Genomic DNA, 21,004 nt, shown 5'->3' with positions numbered 1-21,004 from the left:
GCGGTTTAGAGTTGCAGGTGTTCCTCAAGCGGCTTGGCATCCACACGCCACAGGAACCCTGGCAGTTCTCCCAGAAGCGACGGTGAATAGAGGCCCAGATAGCGTTGCACCCGTGCTGGATAGTGTCGCGCTTCTTCGAGGGGAATCGCGATGTGCCATGCCTCCTCCGATTTGAAAAAACCGAGCGACCAGGAGGTCGAGATCAGGCGGCGCGACCGGTTCGCCGTGGTGTTTGCGCCCCCGCCATGAACAAGCCGCCCAGTCAGCAACAGCGCATCACCGGCGCGCATTGTTGCCGGAACAGTTTGCGCGGGCTCCGCGCCGGCCTCGAAATCCTCCCATCGATGACTACCCGGCACCACTCGCGTCGCCCCGATCTCCTCCGTGATGTCGGTGAGCGCCAGCAACGTGTTCATGACCAGCTCCGGCCCTTCGCGGCTGAACGTTCCGAGCCTCTGATGAAATCCCGTGGCGTCGCGATGGAGCACCTGCGCCTTTTCGCCCGGGCAGATTTCAATCGCCTGGCTGGCATAGAGCGATGCGGTATCGGCGGGGCTGTCGAGGATCATCGCGACGTGCCGCGCAATCAATTCATTGTCGAGGAACTTCGCCCGATAGGTCGGGCTATACCGCACGCAATGCTGGAGTCTCTTGGTCTTGTATCCCTGGAACTCCGCGATCCAGTCCTCCGAAGCCGCCGCCCAATTGCCTTCCGGCATCGGCCCCATTTCAACGTCGAGTTCGGCATTCACCAGGGCGACGTCCTCGCGCGACAGGACGCCTTCCAGCACCACGGCACCGTCGCGGTCGAGGATCTCCGCGAGGAGTTGCGCTTCGGTGTCGATCGCGACCCGCTGCAGATCGCGCTCGATTGTCTCTCCAGCCACACTCAATCCCCTTCGGTCGACATAATTGAATAAAAATCTGCTCAATGCCCGAGAGGATCGCGATTTCAGCGAGACTCGCCCGACAAACGGCACTTTATTTGGATATTTATCTGTTTTATGCGTCATATGCAAGGCCCGTGCGTGCGCCCGGCTTACTTTCGTATCGGCTGGACAACGGGCGCGGCGCACCTTCTCGCTCCGAGCGCCGCGGGCATGCCCATTTCCTCGCTGACGGCGTCGGCGAGGTCGACGCGCTTTTCCTATTCGGCCCGCGATCGCTTGCAGCAGCGCGAGACGTTCGGCCCGGCAGGTCACCGCCCGGACTCGCGCCGGCCAGCGGGACCCTTGCGCATCCACATCATAGAAGACATGACATCGCGATGGTCGACAAAGTACAGCCCAAGCCGCCGCAGATCAGAAGGCCTCGGCAAAAACGCAGCCAAGAGAGGTTCGAAGCAATTCTCGACGCGGCGGAACGGGTTCTCGACCATCACGAGCCCGACAAGATCAGCATCTATACGATCGCCGACGAAGCCGCCATGTCGCCTCCGTCGATCTACCATTTTTTCCCCGACAGCCAGCACATCTTCATCGCGCTGGCGGAACGCTATTTCGCCGCATTCACGTCAGGCGCCTTCGGCGATTACGAGAGCAAACTCTATACAAATTGGCAGGAATGGATCGACCTGCGCTATGCGGCGTCGCGCGACTATTTCAACCGCAATACCGCGGCGAGAAAGATACTTCTCGGCGGTGCCGCGAGTTCCTGGACGATCCATTCGCGCGACTTCGACATCAACGAGCAAGTGGCGATCCGCTCACTCAAGGCGATGAGTCACGCCTTCTTCGTTCCCGAAATTCCCGGACTCGTCGACCGCATGGTGGAAACGATCGTTATCAACGACGCGCTGTGGGCGCTCGCCAACTATAAACACGGATTTATCACCGACGAGGCGGCGGAATATTCGCGCCGGGCGCGGGTTGCCCATATGCGCACCTATTTGCCTGAATATCTTCCGCTCAGGCCGCAGCTCACCACGGAATCGGCGGAGGAAAAGCCGGTAGAGTAACTCCATTCACCCGCGCCTCCCGTCTCACCGCGCGTCACCGGACCATTCGAAACTCCTGGCCGAACGCCGCCGGTGGCTTGACCGTGCCGCACTTCCATGACTAAATCGGATTAATATCTGATTTAGGAGGGAAGGCAGATGGCCTGGGCCAACATCAAGGCACGTGCGCTCCGGGAGCGCGCCCAACGCGTGATCCCCAACGGCATGTACGGGCATGAATCGACCCGGTTGCTGCCTGATGAATTCCCGCAGTTCTTCCATCGCGGCGAAGGAGCCCGGATGTGGGACGCCGACGGCAACAGCTACATCGACTATATCTGCGCCTTCGGCCCCAACCTGTTCGGCTACGGCCATGCATCGATCGACGAGGCCGCAGCCGCGCAGCAGCGGCTGGGCGACACGCTCACCGGCCCGTCGGAGATCATGGTCGATCTTGCCGAGGCCTTTGTCGGCCAGGTGTCGCATGCCGATTGGGCGATGTTCTGCAAGAACGGCTCCGACGCCACGACGATGGCAATGGTCGTCGCGCGCGCGCATCGCGGCCGCAAGACGATCCTGTGCGCGAAGGGCACCTATCACGGGACCGCCCCCTGGTGCACGCCCCGCCTCGCCGGCATCCTGCCCGAGGATCGCGCCCACATCGTTTATTACACCTACAATGACCCGGACAGCCTCGCCGACGCCTTCGCGAAACATGCCGGCGACGTCGCCGGCGTATTCGCCACGGCGTTCCGCCATGAGGTGTTCTACGATCAGCAGGAGCCGACGCTCGAATATGCGAGCACCGCGCGCCGGTTGTGCGACGAGCATGACGCGCTGCTGATCGTCGACGACGTGCGCGCCGGGTTCCGCATGGCGCGCGATTGCAGTTGGGAGCCGATCGGCGTCCGTCCCGATCTCAGCACCTGGGGCAAGTGCATCGCCAACGGCCATCCGATCTCGGCGCTCCTGGGATCGGACAAAGCCCGCGACGCGGCGTGCGCGATCTTCGCTACCGGCTCGTTCTGGTTCTCGGCAGCCCCGATGGCGGCGGCAATCGAAACGCTGAAGCAGATTCGCGAAACCGATTATCTCGAGCGGATCAACCAGATGGGGCAGCGGCTGCGCGACGGGTTGCAGCAACAGGCCGGCGCGCACGGCTTCGGACTGCGCCAGACCGGGCCTGTGGTGATGCCGCAGCTCCTGTTCGAGGACGATGCCGATTTCCGGGTGGGCTATGGCTGGGTTACGGAATGCCTGAAGCGCGGCGCCTATATTCATCCCTATCATAACCTGTTCCTGTCGGCGGCGCACAGCGAGGCGGATATCAACGCGACGCTCGAGATCACCGATCAAGCGTTCGAAGCGCTCAAGGCCAGGCGCGACAGGCTGGAGCCTCACCCCATCCTGATGCAGCTTCTAGCCGGCTGAGCGAACAGCGCCCGATCAACGATTGCGCCGTATTCAGGATATTTATTCTATTACATTTCGTTTCAGAGCGTCAAATCCTTGCGCGGGAATGTACGAGCACCACGCCACCCCGGTTTCATAGGATCGAAAAATATCTTTCATTTTCAAATATATGAGTTCTTTCTTGATGATATAGCAGGGCAGCTAATCACACGTTCATGCGTGCCGCCAGTTCCGGATTGACAGCGCGTATTTTTAAAATATTTATCGATTTATTAGATAGGCCCGATGCTGCGCAGCGCATTTGGAGGGATCATGTCCGAGATCGTGGCGATCACGATGCCCAAATGGGGCCTCACCATGACCGAAGGCACGGTCACGACGTGGTGGAAGAAGGCCGGGGACAGCTTTGTCGAAGGCGACGAACTCGTCGATATCGAGACCTCCAAGATCAACAACAACTATGATGCACCATTCGCCGGACGCCTGGCGAGAATCGTCGCCAGCGAAGGCGATACCGTGCCAGTCGGCGGCCTGATCGGCATTTCGGCGCCGGAAGAAACCGCCGCTGCGGAACTTGACGCATTCGCCGCGGATTTCAGCGCCCGTTTCGTCCCCGAGACGCAGGGCGAGGCTGCCGATACCGAAACGCCGCGGCAGACGGTGACCGTCGGCGACAAGGAATATCGTATCAATGTGATCGGCGACCTCGCCACAGGCGATGTCACCGTCCTGATCCACGGTTTCAGCGGCGACCTCGACAACTGGCTTTTCAATATCGAAGCGATCGCCAGCCTTGGTCCGGTGATCTCGCTTGATTTGCCCGGCCACGGAGCGTCGGACAAGCGGCTCCAGTCAGGCAGCCTCGCTGAACTGTCCGGCGCGGTCAAGCGCGTGCTCGACGCGCTTCATGTCGAGCGATGCGACATCGTCGGGCATTCGCTGGGCTGCGCGGTCGCGATGCGGATCGCGCTCGATCGGCCGGCGCTGGTTCGCTCGATCGTGTTGCTCGCGCCGGCCGGTCTTCCCGGACCCGCCGTCAACATGGCCTTCATCCACGGCGTGGTGGAGGCGCAGAACAGCCGGCAATTGTTGCCGGTCCTGCGCGATCTCTTTGCCGACCCGGATGCTGCCACGCGCGAGATGGCCGACGAGATGATGAAATACAAGCGTCTGGACGGTGTCGACGAAGCCCTTGCCAAGATCGCGGCCGGACTTGAGAGCGGCGACGAACTCGCCGCCCTGCAACCCGATCTCGGCCGGCTGCCCCGCACGACCGTGATCTACGGCCAACACGACAGGGTGACCGGCCTGCCGGACCTCACCGCGCTCCCGCCAGGCTGGCAGGTGGTCGCAGTCGATGCCGGACACATGCTGCACATGGAGCAGGTTGAGGAAATCAACATACTCGTCGTCGAGGCACTGACGGGAGCGGACGCATGAACCTGAGCAGGGAAGATCTCATTCGGGCGTTCCGGCTGATGCAGACGATCCGGGTTTTCGAGGAGCGGGTCGAAAAGGAGTTTGCCGCCGGCAATATCCCCGGCTTTTGCCACGTCTATCTCGGCCAGGAAGCGTCAGCAGTCGGCGTGTGTTTCGACCTCACCGACGAGGACTGGATCGGATCGACTCACCGCGGTCACGGTCATTGCATCGCGAAGGGCTGCGACGTGCGCGGCATGATGCTCGAGATCGCCGGCCGCGCAGGCGGTCTTTGCGGTGGCAAGGGCGGCTCGATGCATATTGCCGATCTCGACAAGGGAATGCTGGGCGCGAACGCCATCGTCGGCGGTTCGCCACCGCTCGCGGTCGGGGCGGCGCTCACCGAGAAAGCCAGGGGCAATGGCCGGGTGGCGGTGGCATTCAGCGGCGATGGCGCGTCGAACCAGGGCACCACGATGGAGGCGATGAACCTCTCGGTCGTGCTCAAGGTGCCGGCGATCTTCATATTCGAGAACAACGGCTACGGCGAGTTCACGGGATCGAGCTATGCGGTTGGCGCCGCCTCGATCGCGGAGCGCGCGCGCGCATTCGGCATGGAAGCCGAAACCGTCGACGGCTGCGATTTCTTCGCGGTCCAGCAGGCAATGAGCCGGGCGATCGAGCACGCGCGCGGCGGCAAGGGCCCCTACGCGCTGGAACTCGTTTCGCGTCGTTTCCTCGGCCACTTCGTCGGCGATCCGCAGAGCTATCGGTCGACCGACGAACTCGCGAGTGCGCGTGCGAACGATCCGATCGAACGGTTTCGCCGAAGCGTCACCGGGGCGAACCTCCTGTCGAACGAGCAGCTCGACGCGATCGATGCCGAAATCCGGGCGGAAGTCGATACCGCGGTCGCCGAAGCCCTCGTGGCTGACGTTCCGGACGTCGCCGCGCTCACCAAAGATGTCTACGTCAGCTACTGAAGGGCAAATCGATGTCCAAGAAATCCTATCGCCAGGCGATCAATGAGGCGCTTGCCCAGGAGATGCGCCGCGATCCCAAGGTGATCCTGATCGGAATCGACATCGCGGGCGGCCACGGCGGCAGCGGCGTCGAGGGCGATGCGGGCGGCGTGATGGGGGTGACGCGCGGACTCTACAAGGAGTTCGGGCCTGATCGGGTCATCGATACGCCGATCAGCGAAAGCGCGATCATGGGCGCCGCCGCCGGCGCCGCGCTTACGGGGTTGCGCCCCGTGGCCGAGCTGATGTTCGTCGACTTCCTCGGCGTATGCCTCGATCAGATTTACAATCAGGCGGCCAAATTCCGCTACATGTTCGGCGGCAAGGCGAGGACACCGATGGTCATGCGCACCATGATCGGCGCCGGACGCCGCGCGGCGGCGCAGCACAGCCAGACGCTCCATCCCTGGCTCACCGCGGTGCCGGGGCTCAAGGTGGTCATGCCCTCCAACGCCTATGACGCCAAGGGATTGCTGATCCAGGCGATCCGCGACGACGATCCCGTCATGTTCCTCGAATCGAAGCTCTTGTACGACGAGCAGATGGAGGTTCCGGACGAATCCTATCGCATCCCCTTTGGCGAAGCGCACATCCTCAGGAGCGGTAAGGACGTGACGATCGTCGCGCTCGGCGCGATGGTGCAGCGCGCCGCCGCAGCAGCCGAGTTGCTCGCCAGGGCCGGCGTGTCCGCCGAGGTGATCGATCCGCGCACCACCTCGCCGCTCGACGCGGAAACCATCCTCGAGAGTGTCGAGAAAACCGGCCGGCTCGTGGTGGTCGACGAGAGCCCGCCGCGTTGCTCGCTTGCCGCCGACATTGCATCGGTCGTCGCCGAGGAAGGTTTCGACTTCCTCAAGGCGCCGATCCGCAAGGTGACCGCCCCCCACACACCGGTTCCCTTCGCGCCAGTGCTCGAGGACGCCTATATCCCCTCGATCGAGGCGATCAAACAGGCGGCACTGAGCATCACCTCCCGCGCGAAGGCGATCGCGTGACGCATCGAACGGTCCGCTCGATGCCGAGGCTGCACCTCCCGGAAAATGCAACGTCATGCATCTGGTGAGCGGCGTTCGATCACCGCTGATACCTGAACGCCTGCGGCACGCACCGCATCGACAAAAGCGTCGGGGGCGAAGATCGCCTCGACCGGATGCAATCCTGATGCCGGTGCGGATTCTCCAAACCTTCCGACCAGGCGTTCGAGCGCCAGCGCGACAGTCAGCGCGGTAAGCCCGACCTTGTCGCGCCGCGCGGTCAGAAACCGGCGACGTTCGATCCGAATGCCGTGCGCATCCGCACCGACGACACGGATACTGATCTCATCGGCGGCACCTTCGCCGCGCAACAGGCTGAGCGACGGCGTAAACGCCTCGATAACGCGAACCGTGGCAGCGCCAGTCGCCGCCGTGAGCGACATGACGTCGGTCGATACGGCGATCTTTCCTTCAGCAATGGCGCCGTTCTCGCGCTCGAAATGCGCACTGGCCGCATCGCCCTGGACCCAGCGATAACATCCTGCCTCGCGTACCAATGTGCTGGGGCATGATAGCGAGATTCGCTCGAAATCGGCGATCGTCGCGGCGCCACTTGGAGCTTCCCCGCGATCGATGACGAGACCCACCTCAATCTCATCGACGCGCGCCAACCCCTGCGCGAGTGCAAGCGCCGCAATTGCCGGCGCTCCGGCGAACCAGTTGCTCGCCATCACGACCGGTGCATTCCGCGCCCTCAAACCATGAAAGAGATCCGCGCCGATCTCGAATGCGGCGCTGGAAACCGAGATGAGCGGAATACCGCGACGGACGGCGACGTCGGTCAAGCGCAATGTGTTGTCCTTGAGCAGCACAGCCACCGCCGAGAATTCGCCTGAAGGTATGGCTTCGCCGGACTGACGGTACGTGAAGCAATGGGCGGTTGCATTGCCGAGCTCGACGGCGAGCGCCTCGGCGCGCCCGATCGTCCGCCCCGCGATCGCCAGCGGCAGATCCGGCTGCCGACGCCGCAGCGTGCGTGCGAGCTCGGCGCCAAGCACGCCGTAGCCGCCCATGAGGAGAACAGGCCGGGTCATCTCAATTACTCTGCCGCGTCCCGCTACGCCAAAGCAGCGGCGCTGGCAGGGTTGAGGCGGGCCAGCAATTCATTGGGATCGCTCTGGATGCCATCGATCTCGATCCAGCCGAGCGATCGGCCCGAGGTCGACCAGCCCAGCAGACGCTGGACCTGTTCGGGAAACTCCGCGACGCGTTCCGGCGCCAGCGACAAGTATAGATTCTCCTCCTGGCGCACATTGGAGGCGTCGAGCGCGATGGTCAGGCCGGTGCGCAATTCGCCGCTCGTCCGGTTCTGGCCGCCGGCGTGGAACGTGCCGCCAAGGAACAGCAGGGCCGAGCCGGCCTTCATCTCCGTCGACACCACATCGCTCATCACGGGCGGCCGGTCATCGTCCCATTTATGGCTGCCGGGGATCACCAGCGTCCCGCCATTCTCCCTCGTGAAATCAGACAGCGCGATCATGATCTGGAGCCGCGCCTCGCGGCCATAGGAACGCGACCACATGAAGGCGCCGTCATCGCGATGGATCGGTTGCGCGCCTTCGCCCGGCCCGATCTGGATCACCTGGCCGACGCCGATCTGGACGTCGCACGAACTGGTCATCTGCTCATCGCCGCTCCACACCTTGCGCGGGACGCAGATGAAATGCTTCGCCGCTTCCAGAAATAGCGGATGGGTCACGATCCCGGCGCAATGCCGGGTATGGGCAAACAGGTTGGACAACCGCCGGGTGCGCTTGCCGAAGAAATCGTCCTTGCCCGTATCGACCGCGGCGACGAGGGGCAGCAGATCCTGCTTGAGCGCGGCAAGCGTCTCCTGCGAAATGAAATCCTCGACGATGACGCCGCCGTCGCGATCGATCACGGCAATCACATCGGCGAGCGCATCCGGGCGGTTCGCGATGCGGGTGAGTATCGTCATTTCCATTCTCCTCTATCCGGTTCGAGCGCTACGGGATGACAGGACAAGCCGCATGAAAGCCGCGAATATCGAAGGGCGCGCCAGACATTTGAGCATCGCAATGACATCGTCCCGCGAAAGATCGGTGGTCGCCTCATAGACCCCCATCCGGCAAACGATGACCGGCCGGCCGTCCTTCACCACGACGTCGTGCAACGCCATGTCGAGCTTCAGCGACGGTGCGCTGATCTTCATGCCCGCGCCATATATTGACGGATGCGCTCGGCCGCCGGGTCGACATATTCGTCGCCCAATACCAGCCCCTTGACCATCTTGCCGGTGATGCTGCCGTTGAGCAGCCCATCGCCGTTGAAGCCGATCTGCGAAATGACGTTGGGCAGATCGTCCAGCGGCTTGATGATCGGCATGAAATTGTCGGTCATATCGACCGGCCCGCCCCAGGCGGCGTCGATCCCGACACCGGCAAGCTGGGGGAAACGCCGCTGCATCTCGTCATAGATGCGCTGGAACTCGAGCGTATCCCGGTCGGCCGCGGCATCGACGCTCGACATATGGAAAAGGCCGTGGCTCGAGGCGCCGCCGCCCATCAGCAGGCGGTTCTTGTAGACGCGGGTATAGTAAAAGGTGAGCCCGGAATCCTCGACGAACTTGTAGTCACGGTAGCCGAGCGAATTGAACACGTCGTCGGGCAGCACCTCGGTCGCGATCACATGGGTGTGACGCGGCCAGATCATGCCGGAGAATTGATCGAGGAGCCGTGTATAGGCGTTGGTCGCGAGGACCGCCTTTTTCGCCTTCACCACGCCGCCTTCCGCAGTGGTGATCGTCACCCGGCTCCCGTCATCGGCAACCCCGGTAACCGCCGTCGCTTCATGGACGGCGATACCGAGCGCCTTCAACTGCGCGCCGAAGCCGCGCGCGAGCTTGAACGGCTGGACCGCGCGCCAGGCCGTGCGCACGATGCCGCCGAAGGTGTCGAAGGGAAGATCCATCGCCTGCCTGAACGCCGCGCGGTCGAGCAATATGTGCGGGGTGCCGCGCCGGGTCAGCAATTCGGATTCGCGCTGTTGCGCTTCCCAGCTTTCCTCGTCGAGCGACTGCATCAGCAGCGGCTCCTCGCGATACTCGCACTCGATCCCGCCCTCTGCGATGCGGCGCTCAAGCTCACCGCGCGCGCCCAGATACCATTGCTGTGCGAAGGCTTCTTCGGCGGGATCGATATCGGTCAGGAAAACGGTGCGCAACTCGCGCAGTCCCGGCACCACGGCGCCGAAATTGCGACCGCTCGGACCGAAGCCGACATATTCCTTTTCAAGAACCACCACCCGCGCATCGGGCCTGGCCTTCTTGATGTAATAGGCCGAAGACATGCCTGCGAAACCGGCGCCAATAATGACGACGTCCGCCTCGATCGATTGCGTTCCGAGCGGGTTCTGGGCGATTACGTCTTCGGTTGCCCAGAAGCTCGTCTTGTAAGGAAAGGTTTGGGTCACAAGCGATTGTCCATTATATTGGATTCGATGGCGTCACGCGGCGGCGTCTTCTCACCGAGCGAATACATCCTAAGCCTCTGCGTGGAGCAGATGGACGGGCGGTTCGCGCACGATGTCCTCGACGCCCGGCGCATCGCTCAATGCAGCGACCCCGGCGGCGCGAACCGCGACCAGCAAGAGCAAGGTCGCGATCACGATCAATCCGCCGCTCAGCAACACCAGCCCGTCATAACCGGCACGCGCGATGATCGCGCCTGCCGAGGAACCGATCAGGACGCCGGCGATCCCGACGGTGCCGGGGGCCACGACGAACAACCGGCCCGTCACGTCGATCTTGCGCGCCAGTGCATAATAAGGCGGTTGCGCGAACCCCCAGCCGAGCGCGAAAAGCTGCACACCGATCATGAAGGGAATGGTGCCGGGGCTGACGATCAGACCGTAGCCCGAGAGCAGCAGGGTGGTGCCGATCCACATATAGGTCCAACTCGAAAGCCGCGTTCCAAACCAGGCGACGACCCCAGCCGTCACGATCGTCGACAGCGCACTCAAGCTCACGACCGCGCCGATCTGCTGGGGCGAAACGCCGCGCGCCGTCCCGATCCGCTCCATGAAATACCAGAAGCCGAGGATGCCGCCTGCGAAGAAGGTACAGGCCAAAAGCGAGACGGCAGCGGGAATCGATGCGCGCGACACGAGTCCGGCGCTTCGCCGGTCGTCGCTCTCCTCGGCCCGCACTCGTCCGCGCGCGGGCAACCAGGGCAGCGCCAGCCAACCGACGCCGCTCAGGACGCTGAGCGCGACGAACATGCCGGTCACACCCCAGCCCGGAATTACCCAACCCGACATCGGCCATGCGGCGAATGCGGCAAGCATGGACTGGGCGATGATCGATGCGCCATAGGCGCGGTCGGGGTCATGATTGTCGCCAAGGCAGGCAAAGGCGGTTGCGCCGATGACGCCGGTGGCGAGACCCAGCCCGGTGAAGATCACGGCGATCCCGGCAAGTCCGGCGATGAATATTCCGGCAAGCGAGATCAGCACCGTTGCGGCCACGCCAAGCATCGCCGTCATGCGCCAGCTCCAGCGCCGCACCCACCAAGGGGCGGTCATCACCGAAATCGTGTTGGCGCCAATGAAAATCGCGCTGACCCGGCCGAGATCGCCATCATTGAGTCCACGACCATCGGCCAGCGCCCCCATGATGATGGGCTGAAGATTGACGACCAGCGCGGTGAGCCCGCTCAGCAGCGCCGCCGCGATCAACGCGGACAAGGCGTCGACCGCGTTGGCGTTATGGTTTGCCTGGCGCACGGCTGAGCACCTCTCCTGATCGCGGCTTCGCTTATACGATTCGATTTTTATCAGATTAAAATCGGTTTTCAACCGCGGATCGTGCGGTTCGGTCATCATCGCCGCATATTTTTCCGATTAAACTTCATTTTCCCGCGCGCGCGACGCAACGAAGTCCGATTCATTGAGCCGCAATGGCGCGCGCGGGCTCGATGACCCGCAGCGCGCGGGGATGGATATGGGCTGCCCGGATCAGCAGGCCGACGACGAGCGGCGGCAGGTAAAGGAGGCCGAGCAAGGCGAGAAAACCATTCGAACCGAAATGCTCCAGGCTCCAGCCCGTTATGCCGCCGCCAAGGGCGTAACCCAATTGGAGAGCGAAGTAGAAGCCGCCATAGGCCAGTGGAAATACCCGCTGCCCGAACTGCCGCTTGGTGAATGTGATCCACATCACTTCACCGGCGCCGAATCCGTAGCCCATCGAGATCGCCCCGATGATCGCGAATACGGGGTTCGGCGATTGCGACACGAAGTAGAGCGCAACCACGCCGACATAGATGCCGGCCGACACCAGCAATCCGCAGCACCAGCCCGGCAACCGATCGAGCACGACCCCGATCGAGGCGGAACCGATGAGCGATCCCGCAGCAGTCAGCCCAAGGATTGTGGCGGCGAGTTCGGCCGACAGCCCGGCGCCGCGCAGGAAGGTCGGCTGCTGCGCCTGCGTCCCGAGCGAGGTCATGCCGGCACCGACGATCGCCAGCATCATCGCGATCGCGACGAGCGGACTGATCGAACGCTGGTCAGCAGGAAATATCTCGCCGGAGGGCGATGCTTCGCCCGCGACATGGCCGGCACCCAAAGGATCGCCATCAAGCCCGACGCCGAGTTCGGCGGGCGAGGCGGCACCACGGGCCAGAAGGGCCGCGACCGCGGCGAGCAGCAGCACGATCGCCGCAATGAACAGCGCCGCGCTGCGCCATCCGAATGCCGCCACCAGCGCTTCGGTCAAGGGCGACATGATGAAACCTCCCGCCGATCCTCCGGCCCAGACCAGCGCGACAGCTGTCCCAAATCGCCGCGAGAACCAGCGTGCCACGACGATCGGCGCCGCCGACGCGGTCATAATCTTGCCGAACCCCATGAAGACGCGCAGCAGATAGAGCTGGGTGATACTGGAGATGTGACCGAGCAGCACCATGGCGATGGCCTGGATGCACAGACCCGTGATGATAAGACGCCAGGGCGGTACGCGTCTGGTCATCGGCCCGGCCAGGAGCGCGAGTGGCGCGACGAGATACATGGCCGAGATCAGCATGCCCGATTGCGTCGTGGTCCAGCCGAATTCGGCGGCCATTGGCGCGGTCAGGATGATGAACGAGAAGATGCTGACGCCGAACAGCGCCAGCGTGCACAGGAACAATGCCGCAACGACGCGCCAGCCGAAGTAAATGCCGCGTCCCGGCGCGCCGCCGCGCGCTTCCTCATTCCTCATCTCGCCCGCTCCACGTTCGCGGCCCCAAGGAACCCGAGCCTAATCAAAACACGATAGATGTCGAGTTAATTCGGCGCGATGGCGGACAATTCGAGCGTTTTTCGGCTATCATCGACATATTGAGTTGATTATTATCTGGTTTCTGAGCCAAGTTACGCTGGCCAGAATAGCCCCCCGGAGCAGGGGGCGTCATCCGTCAGGAAAGGAACCGTCTTGATGTCCGTCGACAGCGAAATCCAATATGCGCCCGCCCGGCTCGATCTCGCGGGCAAGGTGGCGCTGGTTACCGGCGGCACGCGCGGCATCGGCCGCGGGATCGTCCTGGCGATGGCCGCCGCCGGCGCGAAGGTGATCGTCTCGGGGCGCGACAGGTCCAATGCCGAAGACGTTGTCGCGGCCACGAGAAAGGTCGGCACCGAAGGCGACCTTGTCGTCTGCGACCTGTTCGACGACGATGCCGTCGATACCCTGATATCCGATACCGTCGCCTTGGCCGGCAAGCTCGACATCCTGGTCAACAATGCCGGGATCGATGCGGACGGGCCGATGATCGACTACGATCTCGAGACGTGGCGTCGCGTGATCCGCTTCGACCTCGAAGTGCCGATGCGCCTGTCGCAGCAGGCAGCCAGGCATTTCGTCGCCAACGGCGGCGGATCGATCGTCAACATCGCATCGGTGCTGAGTCAGGTCGCGGTGGCTGAGGCTGGCGCCTATACGCCCGCGAAGCACGGCGTCCTCGGCCTGACGCGGACGATGGCGCTCGAACTCGGCAAGCAGGGCGTGCGCGTCAATTGCGTCGCGCCGGGCCTCATCCAGACCGACATGACCAACAATCTGTGGGGAAGCGAAGCCGGCATGGCCTATGCCAGGGACCGCATCCCCTGCGGCCGGATCGGTCAACCTCGCGACATCGGCGGCGCGGTCGTGTTCCTCGCCTCGGAGGCCGCCGATTTCATCCACGGTCAGGTCATTGTGGTCGACGGCGGTTCGCTCGCCACCTGATCCGGGCGGGAAAGGGCGTGCCGCCTGGCACATAAGACGGAGGGGCTCCGGCGGATCACCGCCGGAGCTCCTCCCCTTGTTCGTAGCCGCGAAAATGGGCCGCGTGGGCCGCGTGCCGCATCGACCGATTCAGGCGACCGCCAGATCCGCATAGTCGATCGCGAAGCTCAGCTTCGGATCATAATGCGCTTCCCAATAGTCTTCCCAGATCTGTCGCGTGATGGGCCCGATCTCGCCGTTACCCACCGGCGCGCCGTCAAGCTGGGTGAGCGGCATCACGCCGCCTGCCGTCGTGCAGATGAACAGCTCGTCCGCCTCGTAGAGCTCCTCGACGCGAACGAAGTCGAGTTCGGCCCGCACCTGACGCGCGCGCGCTACTTCAAGCACCGTCTTGCGCGTGACGCCTTCCAGAACACCGCGCAATGGCGTCCGCAGAGCGCCGTTCTTTATCACGCAGATATTGTAGCCACCACCTTCGGTGATGTTGCCGTCACCGTCGGGAAGAAGCGCATAGACGGCACCGCGATCCATCGCCTCCATCCAGCCGCGGCAGAAATCGCCCCATTGCAGGTTCTTGATCGTCGGATCCATCGCGCCCGGCGGCGTGCGCCGCACGGTACGCGTGACGACGGCCGCGCCGCCGGTCATCTGGACTTCCGGCGGCATCGCCCAGACATAGGGCATGACCATGAGATAGAGCGTGTTCTCATAGCTTTGATATTCGCGAATGAATTTCAGACCGCGCGTCACGATGAGCTCGACATAGGCATCGCGGATGCCGCTCCTGGCAACCATGTCGACGAGCGTCTTGCGCACGGCGTCGCGCGCCATCGGCATCTTGAACCGCATCTTCTCGCAGCTCGCCTCCAGCCGCTCCAGATGGTCGTCGAGCCGGAAGAACCGCCCGTCCCAGACGGCCGGCACGTCATAGGTCAGGTCGCTGCGCAGGAATCCCTGGTCGAGGATCGGAATGCGCGCCTCATGGAGTGGCGCATACTCGCCGCCGATCCAGGCGATGCCCTCCGCATAAAGGTTGCCGCTCTTCTCGAGCAGTTCCCGACGCTGCTTGTGCGCGCCGAGCACGGCTTCCATCGAAAAATCAGTCATGAAACACCTATCCCTGCTTGGATTGACGATGATCGCCGCCACTCGGCCGCCGGAAATGCAGGGCGGAAAATTCGCTTTCCGCCCCGGCAATCACCATCGGAAGGTCAGCTCGAGCCCGACCTCGCGCGGCCGCCCCACGGTGTCGTAAAGGTCGATCGGCGCGTATGACGTGATGCGGGTGTTCACCGCATAGACGACGCGCTTGTCTAAGATATTGTGGGCATAAGCAGCGATCGTCGCGTGCCCGATATCGTAGCCCAAATAGCCGTTGAACAACCAATAGGACGGAATGGTCGGGTTACGGGCGCCAGTGGTCGGCAGCACCTGCTGCGTCGAACTCTTATAATTGCCATTGAGGGTCGCAACGATCTTGTCATCCCCGCGGCCGACGGGTTGTTCGTAGTTCAGCGTAAAAGTGCCGCTATGCTTCGGCGCCGAGGGAAGCGTATCTCCCTTTGTCCCGGAAATGGCGCACGCAATGTCTCCATCGGGACTTGGCCGGCCGCTGCCGTCGCCGGACGGGATGCAGAAGTTTTTGGTGAGTTTGGCGTCGGTGTAGGAATAGCCGATCGTGAAATCGAGTGCGTGCGTGAGCTTGCCCGACACCTCGAACTCGACGCCCTTGCTCTCGGCTTCGGCGGCGTTGAAGACGGCGGGCCAGAAATTGACCGCGGTGAAGCCGCCGATCTGGGGATTGTGCCACTTGCCGAGGAAGACGTCCGCCGAATAGCGGAAACCGTGCGGGAGCCGCCCCTTCGCGCCGAGTTCGAAATTGTCGACCGAGTCCGGCTTGTAGGTGCGCAGCGCGATGGGCTCACGCAACGGGCCGGTCAGGGTGAAGGAGTTCGCTCCACCACGCCGGAACCCCTGCGAGAAGGTGAAATAGGCGCGCTGGTCCGGCAGGAACTCATATTGCGTATTGAACTTGAATTTCTGCGAACTGAACTTGGCGCTGCTATTGCCCTTCTCGTCGATACCGAAGACGGGGCTGAGATTTTCCGCGTTACGCGCGAATGTCTGCTTGAACACGCGGATACCGCCGGTGACGTCCCAGCGATCGTTCACATGCCACGTGACCTCGCCGAAGACCGCCTTGTCGGTGAACACGTTGTCGCCGGAGTTCTGCCAGATCTGATCGTTGGGCAGCGTCGGCCCGCCCGGGATGACACCGGGCAGCGCATTGTAGGCGGTCTGGCCGGGATCGAACGAGACCCACTGCGAGAAGCTCCGCTCCCTCTGGTAGAAACCGCCGAAGATATAGTCGATCGGCCCGCCGCCATTCGAGACGACCCGCACTTCCTGCGTGAAGACATTGCTGCGATCGTCGAACCGCTGGAGACTGGTGAACTGGGGATAGGCCGGGGTTCCGGTGTAATAAGGCAAATAGCCCGGCGGAAGCCCCAGCGTTCCCCAGGTTCCGTCATAATAAGTCTCGCCACGCGTGCGGAACCAGCTCGATGTGGATGAGACCGTGGCGAAGCCGACATCGTAGCTGGCGTCGAGCGTGATCATGTCGGACTTGCGCACAAATGGCTGGAGGGCGCGCATGACGACTTCGTAATCACCCGTGGCAGGATAGGTGACGGACGGCGCGAGCGGGTCGGTCCCGCCATGGTAATCCGGCGTGTCCATGTTCGGGCCGTAGCCGTTGATCCGCGAGCGGTTGTACGCGAGCGTCACGTCGAAGGCGTCGGTCGGCTTCCAGCGCGCGGCGACGCGCACGGCCGTGGTCTTCGACCAGTTGATATCCTTCTTGTTATAGAGCGCCGCCGGGCTGGTCGTCGGCGAGGACGGGTCCGTCAGGACAGGCACGCCGCGAACGGGATCGCCCTGCCGCCGGAAGATGCCGAGCTGGTCGATATAGCCGCCGTCATATTCATGCGACACGCTGGCGCGGATCGCGAAGGTGCTGCCGATCGGAATATTGACGATGGCGCTGCCGCTATAATCCTTGTCGGTGGAATGCTGGATGAGACCACCCGTCGCCTGGACCTGACCCTCGAACTTGCCCAGTTTCGGCGCGGTCGGGATCAGGCGGATCGCCCCGCCGAGCGATCCGGCGCCGTAGAGCGTCCCCTGCGGGCCGCGCAGCACTTCCACGCGCTCGATATCCTCGACCTGGAAGAAGTTGGCGTAGGGCGCGTTGCCGAGATAGGTCGAAACTGAATTTTGCTCGAGCGTCACGCCGAGACGGCTGGAGTTCGACGCGTTGAGCCCGCGCATGATCTGGCGCTGCGCGCCGAGGAACTGGTTGCCGCTCGACGTCACGACAAGATTGGGGATCTGCCGCGACAGATCCTCGATCGATGTCGCGCCGGTACGCTGCACCTGCTCGGAACTGACCGCCGTGATATTGTACGGGATCTTGCTGACGTCTTCGCCGCGCCGGTTGGCCGTGACCACGATGTCACCACGCTCGGGTTGCGGCGCCTCCGATTGCGCCGCCGTCGCAGCAGCCGGGGCGGCGCTAGCCTGAGCCACTTCCTGGGCCGATGCCGGCGCCGCCGCGACGACCGCCGACCCGCTCAGCATGGTCGCCCCGAGAAGCCGGTAAACCGTCAATTTTCGCATTTGCCTCATGCCTTCGTCCCTCCCCGGATGTGGACGCGATGCGAGGGACAGTCCCCCGCCGCGGTTGTTGCCACCTGCGCCGATCCGAATTCTGTTTTCGATTCGTAACCGGATAATTGTCGCATTTTTCAGGAACGCCGGCCCGAAGTCAATAGAAATCGATTTTATCGCCCGGCCGCGCCCATGAGGGGCAGAACTCACGATTCCCGCCGAAAATGCGCGCCGGCGCCCTGCGGTGCGCGCGGCGACACGCCATTTTCTTCCTGCGCGATCGGCAACGAAATGCCGATTTGAGTTGACAATTTCGGCGTGGAAGGTTGACATCCCCTCCCCTCGGATCACCGCGCATTTCACCGGATTTGTTCCTTGCCGGCCTTCGGCGGGAAAGATCGAACGCGAAGATGACGCACGAATGGGGCTGGGAAAGACAATCATCATGGCGTCGCACGACATTCGGGAACGCAGCACCCAGCCCGATCCGCGGTTGCTCGAGGCGGTTCGATTGCTGCGCGCCGGCAGAACGGAACCGGCGCTCTCCCTGTTGTCCGCGGTCGCCGCTCGCGCATCGGCCGTCGGCCCCGCCCACGCGCTGCAACTCGAAGCATTGATCGCGCGCGGCAAGCGGGCCGAAGCCGCGAGCGCGCTCGACGCGGCATGTACCCTGCCATTGACCGACGCGGAGGCCGCCGACGCGCTGGCTTTCTTCGCCCGCCAGCTCGATCGCCACGAATTGTCGAGGCGTTTCTATCAGCGATCGGTGGAACTGGCGCCGCGCAACCCGACGTACTGGTACAATCTGGCGACGAGCGAGCGCGCGCTCGGGCATCTCGATCTCGCGCGCGATGCGTGCGCGCGATCGCTCGCGCTCGACGGCAATCTGCGCCCGGCCTTGCTGCTGCGATCGGAGATATCGCGCGCGACCGCCTCCGCCAACCATGTCGACGAGTTGCGCCAGCGGCTCCGCGTCGCGGGGGCCGGTGGCGAGGCAATGTTCCTTCACTACGCGCTCGGCAAGGAACTGCATGAGCTAGGCGAATATGACGACGCCTTCGCGGCGTTCGCGCAAGGAGCCGCCGCGCGGCGTCGCAACCTCGATTACGACGTTGCGCACGACGAAACCAAGCTTCGCCGGATCGCGGAGAGCTATCCCGAGGCTGATGCGGCTCCGCCCGCCGCACCGGTCGGCCGGCATATCTTCATCATCGGCCTTCCCCGCTCGGGCACCACGCTGACCGAACGAATCCTGGGCGGCCTCGATCATGTCCGTTCCAACAACGAGACCGACAATTTCTCGACAGCGCTGTTGCGCGCTTCCCCGGCCACCGGCGGGGATGTCTTCGCCCGCGCCGCGCGCGCCGATTCCGGTCTTGTGGCGAAGGAATATGAAGCGCTCGCTAATCCCGACGCGTTCACCGGCAGCATCATCGAAAAGCTTCCGTTCAACTACCTTTACGTCGGGGCGATCCTGAAAGCGTTCCCGACCGCGCCGATTATCTGGGTGCGGCGCAATCCGATCGACAGCTGCTTCGCGATGTTCCGCACGCTGTTCGCCGCGGCTTATCCGTTCAGCTACGATCTGGACGAGCTTGCACGCTATTACGCCGCCTATGAACGGCTGAGGCTGCATTGGGTCTCGCTATATGGCGACCGCCTGACGTTCATCGACTATGAGGATCTGGTGGCCGGACCGGACCGGATCGCGCCGTCGCTCGCGTCGCGCTGCGGGCTGGCGTGGTCGCCCCGGGCGCTCGATATCGCGAGCAACCGGAGCGCGTCGCTGACGGCGAGCGCGGCGCAGGTGAGGCACGGCATCTATTCGACATCGTCAGGGATCTGGAGGCGATATCGCCAGCATCTCGCGCCGCTTGTCGCCAGGCTCGACGAGCTTGGCATCGCACACGGCTGAGCCGTGGCGCGCTCTTGCCTTGGCAAACCGAATAAAGATCGATTATCCTGATCGACAGGGAGATCGTCGGAAAGACGCGCGCGTCGCTGACGGTGATCGAGAACAGGACGGGGGTGTTATCGTGCCGGAACCGAAGCGCAAGCAAAGCCCGGGGCCACGCACGCCGTCGCGCGGCCGCGGCCTGCGCCGCCATGCGGCGTTGCTCGACGCGACCGAAATCCTGCTCGCCAGCCACGGCCCCGAAGAGATCGGCCTTTATCAGATCGCCGAGCAGGCCAATGTCCCGCCGCCATCGGTCTATCATTTCTTTCCGTCGAAGGAGGCCGCGTTCGAGGCGCTCGCCAGGCGCCTCACCACCCAATTGCTCGAAGTCCATCACCGCCCGATCGACGCGAGGCGGATCACCAACTGGCCGGACCTCTTTCGGATCGACATCGACCGGGCGCGCGCATTCTATAACAGCAGTCCGCCGGCGCTGAAGATATTCTACGGCGGCTCCGGCGGGGTCGACGCCCAGGCGATCGACCGGATCACGGCCGACGCGATCACCGCCAACAGCTATGACCGCCTCAACATGATCTTCCATGTGCCGTATCTGAGCGACCGCCAGCGGATGTTCCAGATCCGGTTGGCGATCCTCGACGCCATCTGGACGATGTCGGTTCGTTCGCACGGCCGGATCGCCGACGAGGAGCATGAAGAAGCCTTCCGGGCCTGCATTGCCTATAGCCGCCTCTCGCTGCCCGACTATCTCGAGCCACGGCCCCTGCTCACCGAAGCGGCCCGGCGGGGGCAGCAGCTGCTGCTGCCGTTTGACGGCGAATTCCAGGTAATCGGGACCTGAGGCGCGAAGCTGCCGGTGACGGCGCCCCTCGCGGTCCGGTCGAGCAGGGCTGCTATTTTCTCATCGGCCGGCCGGACAGCTTTCGAGTCTGGCCCGGATCATCGGGGGAATTTCAGCCGACTTGCCGGTGGCAAGATCGACATGGACGTAGTGCAGCACGATCACCGCGCTCGCCATCGCCGTGCCCGCCGGCCGCAATTCGACCTCGAATGCGATGCTCGACCGGCCAATCCGATCGATCCGCATCCACCCTTCGACCGCATCGTCGAGCCGCAGCGGCTGCCGATACTGGACGTTGGCCTGTACGACGTGCATCTCGAATGAATCCGGCCCCAAAATCGGCACGTCGGCGGCGCGCATGAATTCGGTAAGCACGATGTCGGCATATTCGAGATAGCGCGAGTTGAAGACGACCGCCTGCGCATCGACTTCGGCGAAGCGGACGCGGAATGAATGAAAATGGGCGAACTCCGCTGTCATTGTGTCCCCTTCCCGTCCCTAGATGCGCTGCGCCGCCCGGCAACCAGCGG

At 63.4% G+C, this 21,004-nt stretch carries 18 protein-coding genes; 8 read left to right on the top strand and 10 right to left on the bottom strand.

Features of this window, described 5'->3' with window-relative positions:
- Window positions 1–5: 5 nt before the first annotated feature.
- Window positions 6–887, bottom strand: a complete 882-nt coding sequence (locus tag F9288_RS09680; protein WP_174836423.1) for a phytanoyl-CoA dioxygenase family protein — start codon at window positions 885–887, stop codon at window positions 6–8.
- Window positions 888–931: 44 nt separating this feature from the next.
- On the opposite strand from F9288_RS09680, the gene F9288_RS09675 reads away from it, so the two are divergent.
- From F9288_RS09675 to F9288_RS09655, 5 genes are all read left to right on the top strand, one after another.
- A complete protein-coding gene (locus F9288_RS09675) occupies window positions 932–1,957 on the top strand; it encodes a TetR/AcrR family transcriptional regulator (RefSeq protein ID WP_174836422.1) in 1,026 nt (341 codons plus the stop codon).
- A 138-nt stretch (window positions 1,958–2,095) separates the two neighbouring features.
- Entirely contained in the window at window positions 2,096–3,367 is a 1,272-nt protein-coding gene (locus F9288_RS09670) for an aminotransferase class III-fold pyridoxal phosphate-dependent enzyme (protein WP_174836421.1), read from the top strand.
- A 294-nt stretch (window positions 3,368–3,661) separates the two neighbouring features.
- The gene (locus F9288_RS09665) at window positions 3,662–4,789 is read left to right on the top strand and encodes an acetoin dehydrogenase dihydrolipoyllysine-residue acetyltransferase subunit (RefSeq protein ID WP_174836420.1); all 1,128 of its coding nucleotides are present in this window, start codon (window positions 3,662–3,664) and stop codon (window positions 4,787–4,789) included.
- Window positions 4,786–5,751 carry a thiamine pyrophosphate-dependent dehydrogenase E1 component subunit alpha gene (locus F9288_RS09660; protein WP_174836419.1) on the top strand — a complete coding sequence of 322 codons (966 nt, stop codon included), beginning with the start codon at window positions 4,786–4,788 and terminating at the stop codon, window positions 5,749–5,751. The genes F9288_RS09665 and F9288_RS09660 overlap by 4 nt, the downstream gene beginning before the upstream one ends.
- A gap of 11 nt (window positions 5,752–5,762) precedes the next feature.
- Window positions 5,763–6,785 carry an alpha-ketoacid dehydrogenase subunit beta gene (locus tag F9288_RS09655; RefSeq protein ID WP_174836418.1) on the top strand — a complete coding sequence of 341 codons (1,023 nt, stop codon included), beginning with the start codon at window positions 5,763–5,765 and terminating at the stop codon, window positions 6,783–6,785.
- 53 nt (window positions 6,786–6,838) lie between these two features.
- Here F9288_RS09655 and F9288_RS09650 read toward each other — a convergent pair whose 3' ends face one another.
- The 6 genes from F9288_RS09650 to F9288_RS09625 form a co-directional block, all read right to left on the bottom strand.
- Window positions 6,839–7,858: a hypothetical protein gene (locus F9288_RS09650; protein WP_174836417.1), complete on the bottom strand. Its 1,020-nt coding sequence runs from the start codon at window positions 7,856–7,858 to the stop codon at window positions 6,839–6,841.
- A 23-nt stretch (window positions 7,859–7,881) separates the two neighbouring features.
- Entirely contained in the window at window positions 7,882–8,763 is an 882-nt protein-coding gene (locus F9288_RS09645) for a phytanoyl-CoA dioxygenase family protein (protein WP_174836416.1), read from the bottom strand.
- Between the two features lie 12 nt (window positions 8,764–8,775).
- Window positions 8,776–8,997, bottom strand: coding sequence for a hypothetical protein (locus tag F9288_RS09640; protein WP_174836415.1), 222 nt, complete (start codon window positions 8,995–8,997; stop codon window positions 8,776–8,778).
- The gene (locus tag F9288_RS09635; RefSeq protein ID WP_174836414.1) at window positions 8,994–10,256 is read right to left on the bottom strand and encodes an FAD-binding oxidoreductase; all 1,263 of its coding nucleotides are present in this window, start codon (window positions 10,254–10,256) and stop codon (window positions 8,994–8,996) included. Before F9288_RS09635 ends, F9288_RS09640 begins: the two co-directional genes overlap by 4 nt.
- Before the next feature lie 69 nt (window positions 10,257–10,325).
- Window positions 10,326–11,666, bottom strand: coding sequence for an MFS transporter (locus F9288_RS09630; protein ID WP_174836413.1), 1,341 nt, complete (start codon window positions 11,664–11,666; stop codon window positions 10,326–10,328).
- Between the two features lie 61 nt (window positions 11,667–11,727).
- The gene (locus F9288_RS09625; RefSeq protein WP_174836412.1) at window positions 11,728–13,041 is read right to left on the bottom strand and encodes an MFS transporter; all 1,314 of its coding nucleotides are present in this window, start codon (window positions 13,039–13,041) and stop codon (window positions 11,728–11,730) included.
- Window positions 13,042–13,257: 216 nt separating this feature from the next.
- On the opposite strand from F9288_RS09625, the gene F9288_RS09620 reads away from it, so the two are divergent.
- The gene (locus tag F9288_RS09620) at window positions 13,258–14,046 is read left to right on the top strand and encodes an SDR family NAD(P)-dependent oxidoreductase (protein WP_174836411.1); all 789 of its coding nucleotides are present in this window, start codon (window positions 13,258–13,260) and stop codon (window positions 14,044–14,046) included.
- A gap of 129 nt (window positions 14,047–14,175) precedes the next feature.
- Here the strand turns inward: F9288_RS09620 and F9288_RS09615 are convergent, their stop codons facing one another.
- Window positions 14,176–15,195, bottom strand: coding sequence for an aminotransferase class IV (locus F9288_RS09615; RefSeq protein ID WP_217482616.1), 1,020 nt, complete (start codon window positions 15,193–15,195; stop codon window positions 14,176–14,178).
- A gap of 48 nt (window positions 15,196–15,243) precedes the next feature.
- Window positions 15,244–18,162: a TonB-dependent receptor gene (locus F9288_RS09610; protein ID WP_174836410.1), complete on the bottom strand. Its 2,919-nt coding sequence runs from the start codon at window positions 18,160–18,162 to the stop codon at window positions 15,244–15,246.
- Here F9288_RS09610 and F9288_RS09605 point away from each other — a divergent pair.
- Complete coding sequence (locus F9288_RS09605; RefSeq protein WP_174836409.1) at window positions 18,161–19,630, top strand: sulfotransferase; 1,470 nt, start codon at window positions 18,161–18,163, stop codon at window positions 19,628–19,630. The genes F9288_RS09610 and F9288_RS09605 overlap by 2 nt on opposite strands.
- The gene (locus tag F9288_RS09600; RefSeq protein WP_174836408.1) at window positions 19,611–20,474 is read left to right on the top strand and encodes a TetR/AcrR family transcriptional regulator; all 864 of its coding nucleotides are present in this window, start codon (window positions 19,611–19,613) and stop codon (window positions 20,472–20,474) included. The genes F9288_RS09605 and F9288_RS09600 overlap by 20 nt, the downstream gene beginning before the upstream one ends.
- 60 nt (window positions 20,475–20,534) lie before the next feature.
- Here the strand turns inward: F9288_RS09600 and F9288_RS09595 are convergent, their stop codons facing one another.
- On the bottom strand, window positions 20,535–20,954 hold the full coding sequence (locus F9288_RS09595) for a thioesterase family protein (RefSeq protein ID WP_174836407.1): 420 nt from the start codon (window positions 20,952–20,954) through the stop codon (window positions 20,535–20,537).
- Window positions 20,955–21,004 lie beyond the last annotated feature (50 nt).

The organism is Sphingomonas sp. CL5.1, assembly GCF_013344685.1.
GTDB lineage: Bacteria > Pseudomonadota > Alphaproteobacteria > Sphingomonadales > Sphingomonadaceae > Sphingomonas.
This window is presented reverse-complemented; position numbering and strand designations above follow the sequence as displayed.

Excerpts from the sequence above, each read along its gene's own strand:
- F9288_RS09675 (WP_174836422.1), top strand. The coding sequence starts at position 932 with ATGCCCGAGAGGATCGCGATTTCAGCGAGACTCGCCCGACAAACGGCA.
- F9288_RS09670 (WP_174836421.1), top strand. The coding sequence starts at position 2,096 with ATGGCCTGGGCCAACATCAAGGCACGTGCGCTCCGGGAGCGCGCCCAA.
- F9288_RS09665 (WP_174836420.1), top strand. The coding sequence starts at position 3,662 with ATGTCCGAGATCGTGGCGATCACGATGCCCAAATGGGGCCTCACCATG.
- F9288_RS09660 (WP_174836419.1), top strand. The coding sequence starts at position 4,786 with ATGAACCTGAGCAGGGAAGATCTCATTCGGGCGTTCCGGCTGATGCAG.
- F9288_RS09655 (WP_174836418.1), top strand. The coding sequence starts at position 5,763 with ATGTCCAAGAAATCCTATCGCCAGGCGATCAATGAGGCGCTTGCCCAG.
- F9288_RS09650 (WP_174836417.1), bottom strand. The coding sequence starts at position 7,858 with ATGACCCGGCCTGTTCTCCTCATGGGCGGCTACGGCGTGCTTGGCGCC.
- F9288_RS09645 (WP_174836416.1), bottom strand. The coding sequence starts at position 8,763 with ATGACGATACTCACCCGCATCGCGAACCGCCCGGATGCGCTCGCCGAT.
- F9288_RS09640 (WP_174836415.1), bottom strand. The coding sequence starts at position 8,997 with ATGAAGATCAGCGCACCGTCGCTGAAGCTCGACATGGCGTTGCACGAC.
- F9288_RS09630 (WP_174836413.1), bottom strand. The coding sequence starts at position 11,666 with ATGATGACCGAACCGCACGATCCGCGGTTGAAAACCGATTTTAATCTG.
- F9288_RS09625 (WP_174836412.1), bottom strand. The coding sequence starts at position 13,041 with ATGAGGAATGAGGAAGCGCGCGGCGGCGCGCCGGGACGCGGCATTTAC.
- F9288_RS09620 (WP_174836411.1), top strand. The coding sequence starts at position 13,258 with ATGTCCGTCGACAGCGAAATCCAATATGCGCCCGCCCGGCTCGATCTC.
- F9288_RS09605 (WP_174836409.1), top strand. The coding sequence starts at position 18,161 with ATGGCGTCGCACGACATTCGGGAACGCAGCACCCAGCCCGATCCGCGG.
- F9288_RS09610 (WP_174836410.1), bottom strand. The coding sequence starts at position 18,162 with ATGATGATTGTCTTTCCCAGCCCCATTCGTGCGTCATCTTCGCGTTCG.
- F9288_RS09595 (WP_174836407.1), bottom strand. The coding sequence starts at position 20,954 with ATGACAGCGGAGTTCGCCCATTTTCATTCATTCCGCGTCCGCTTCGCC.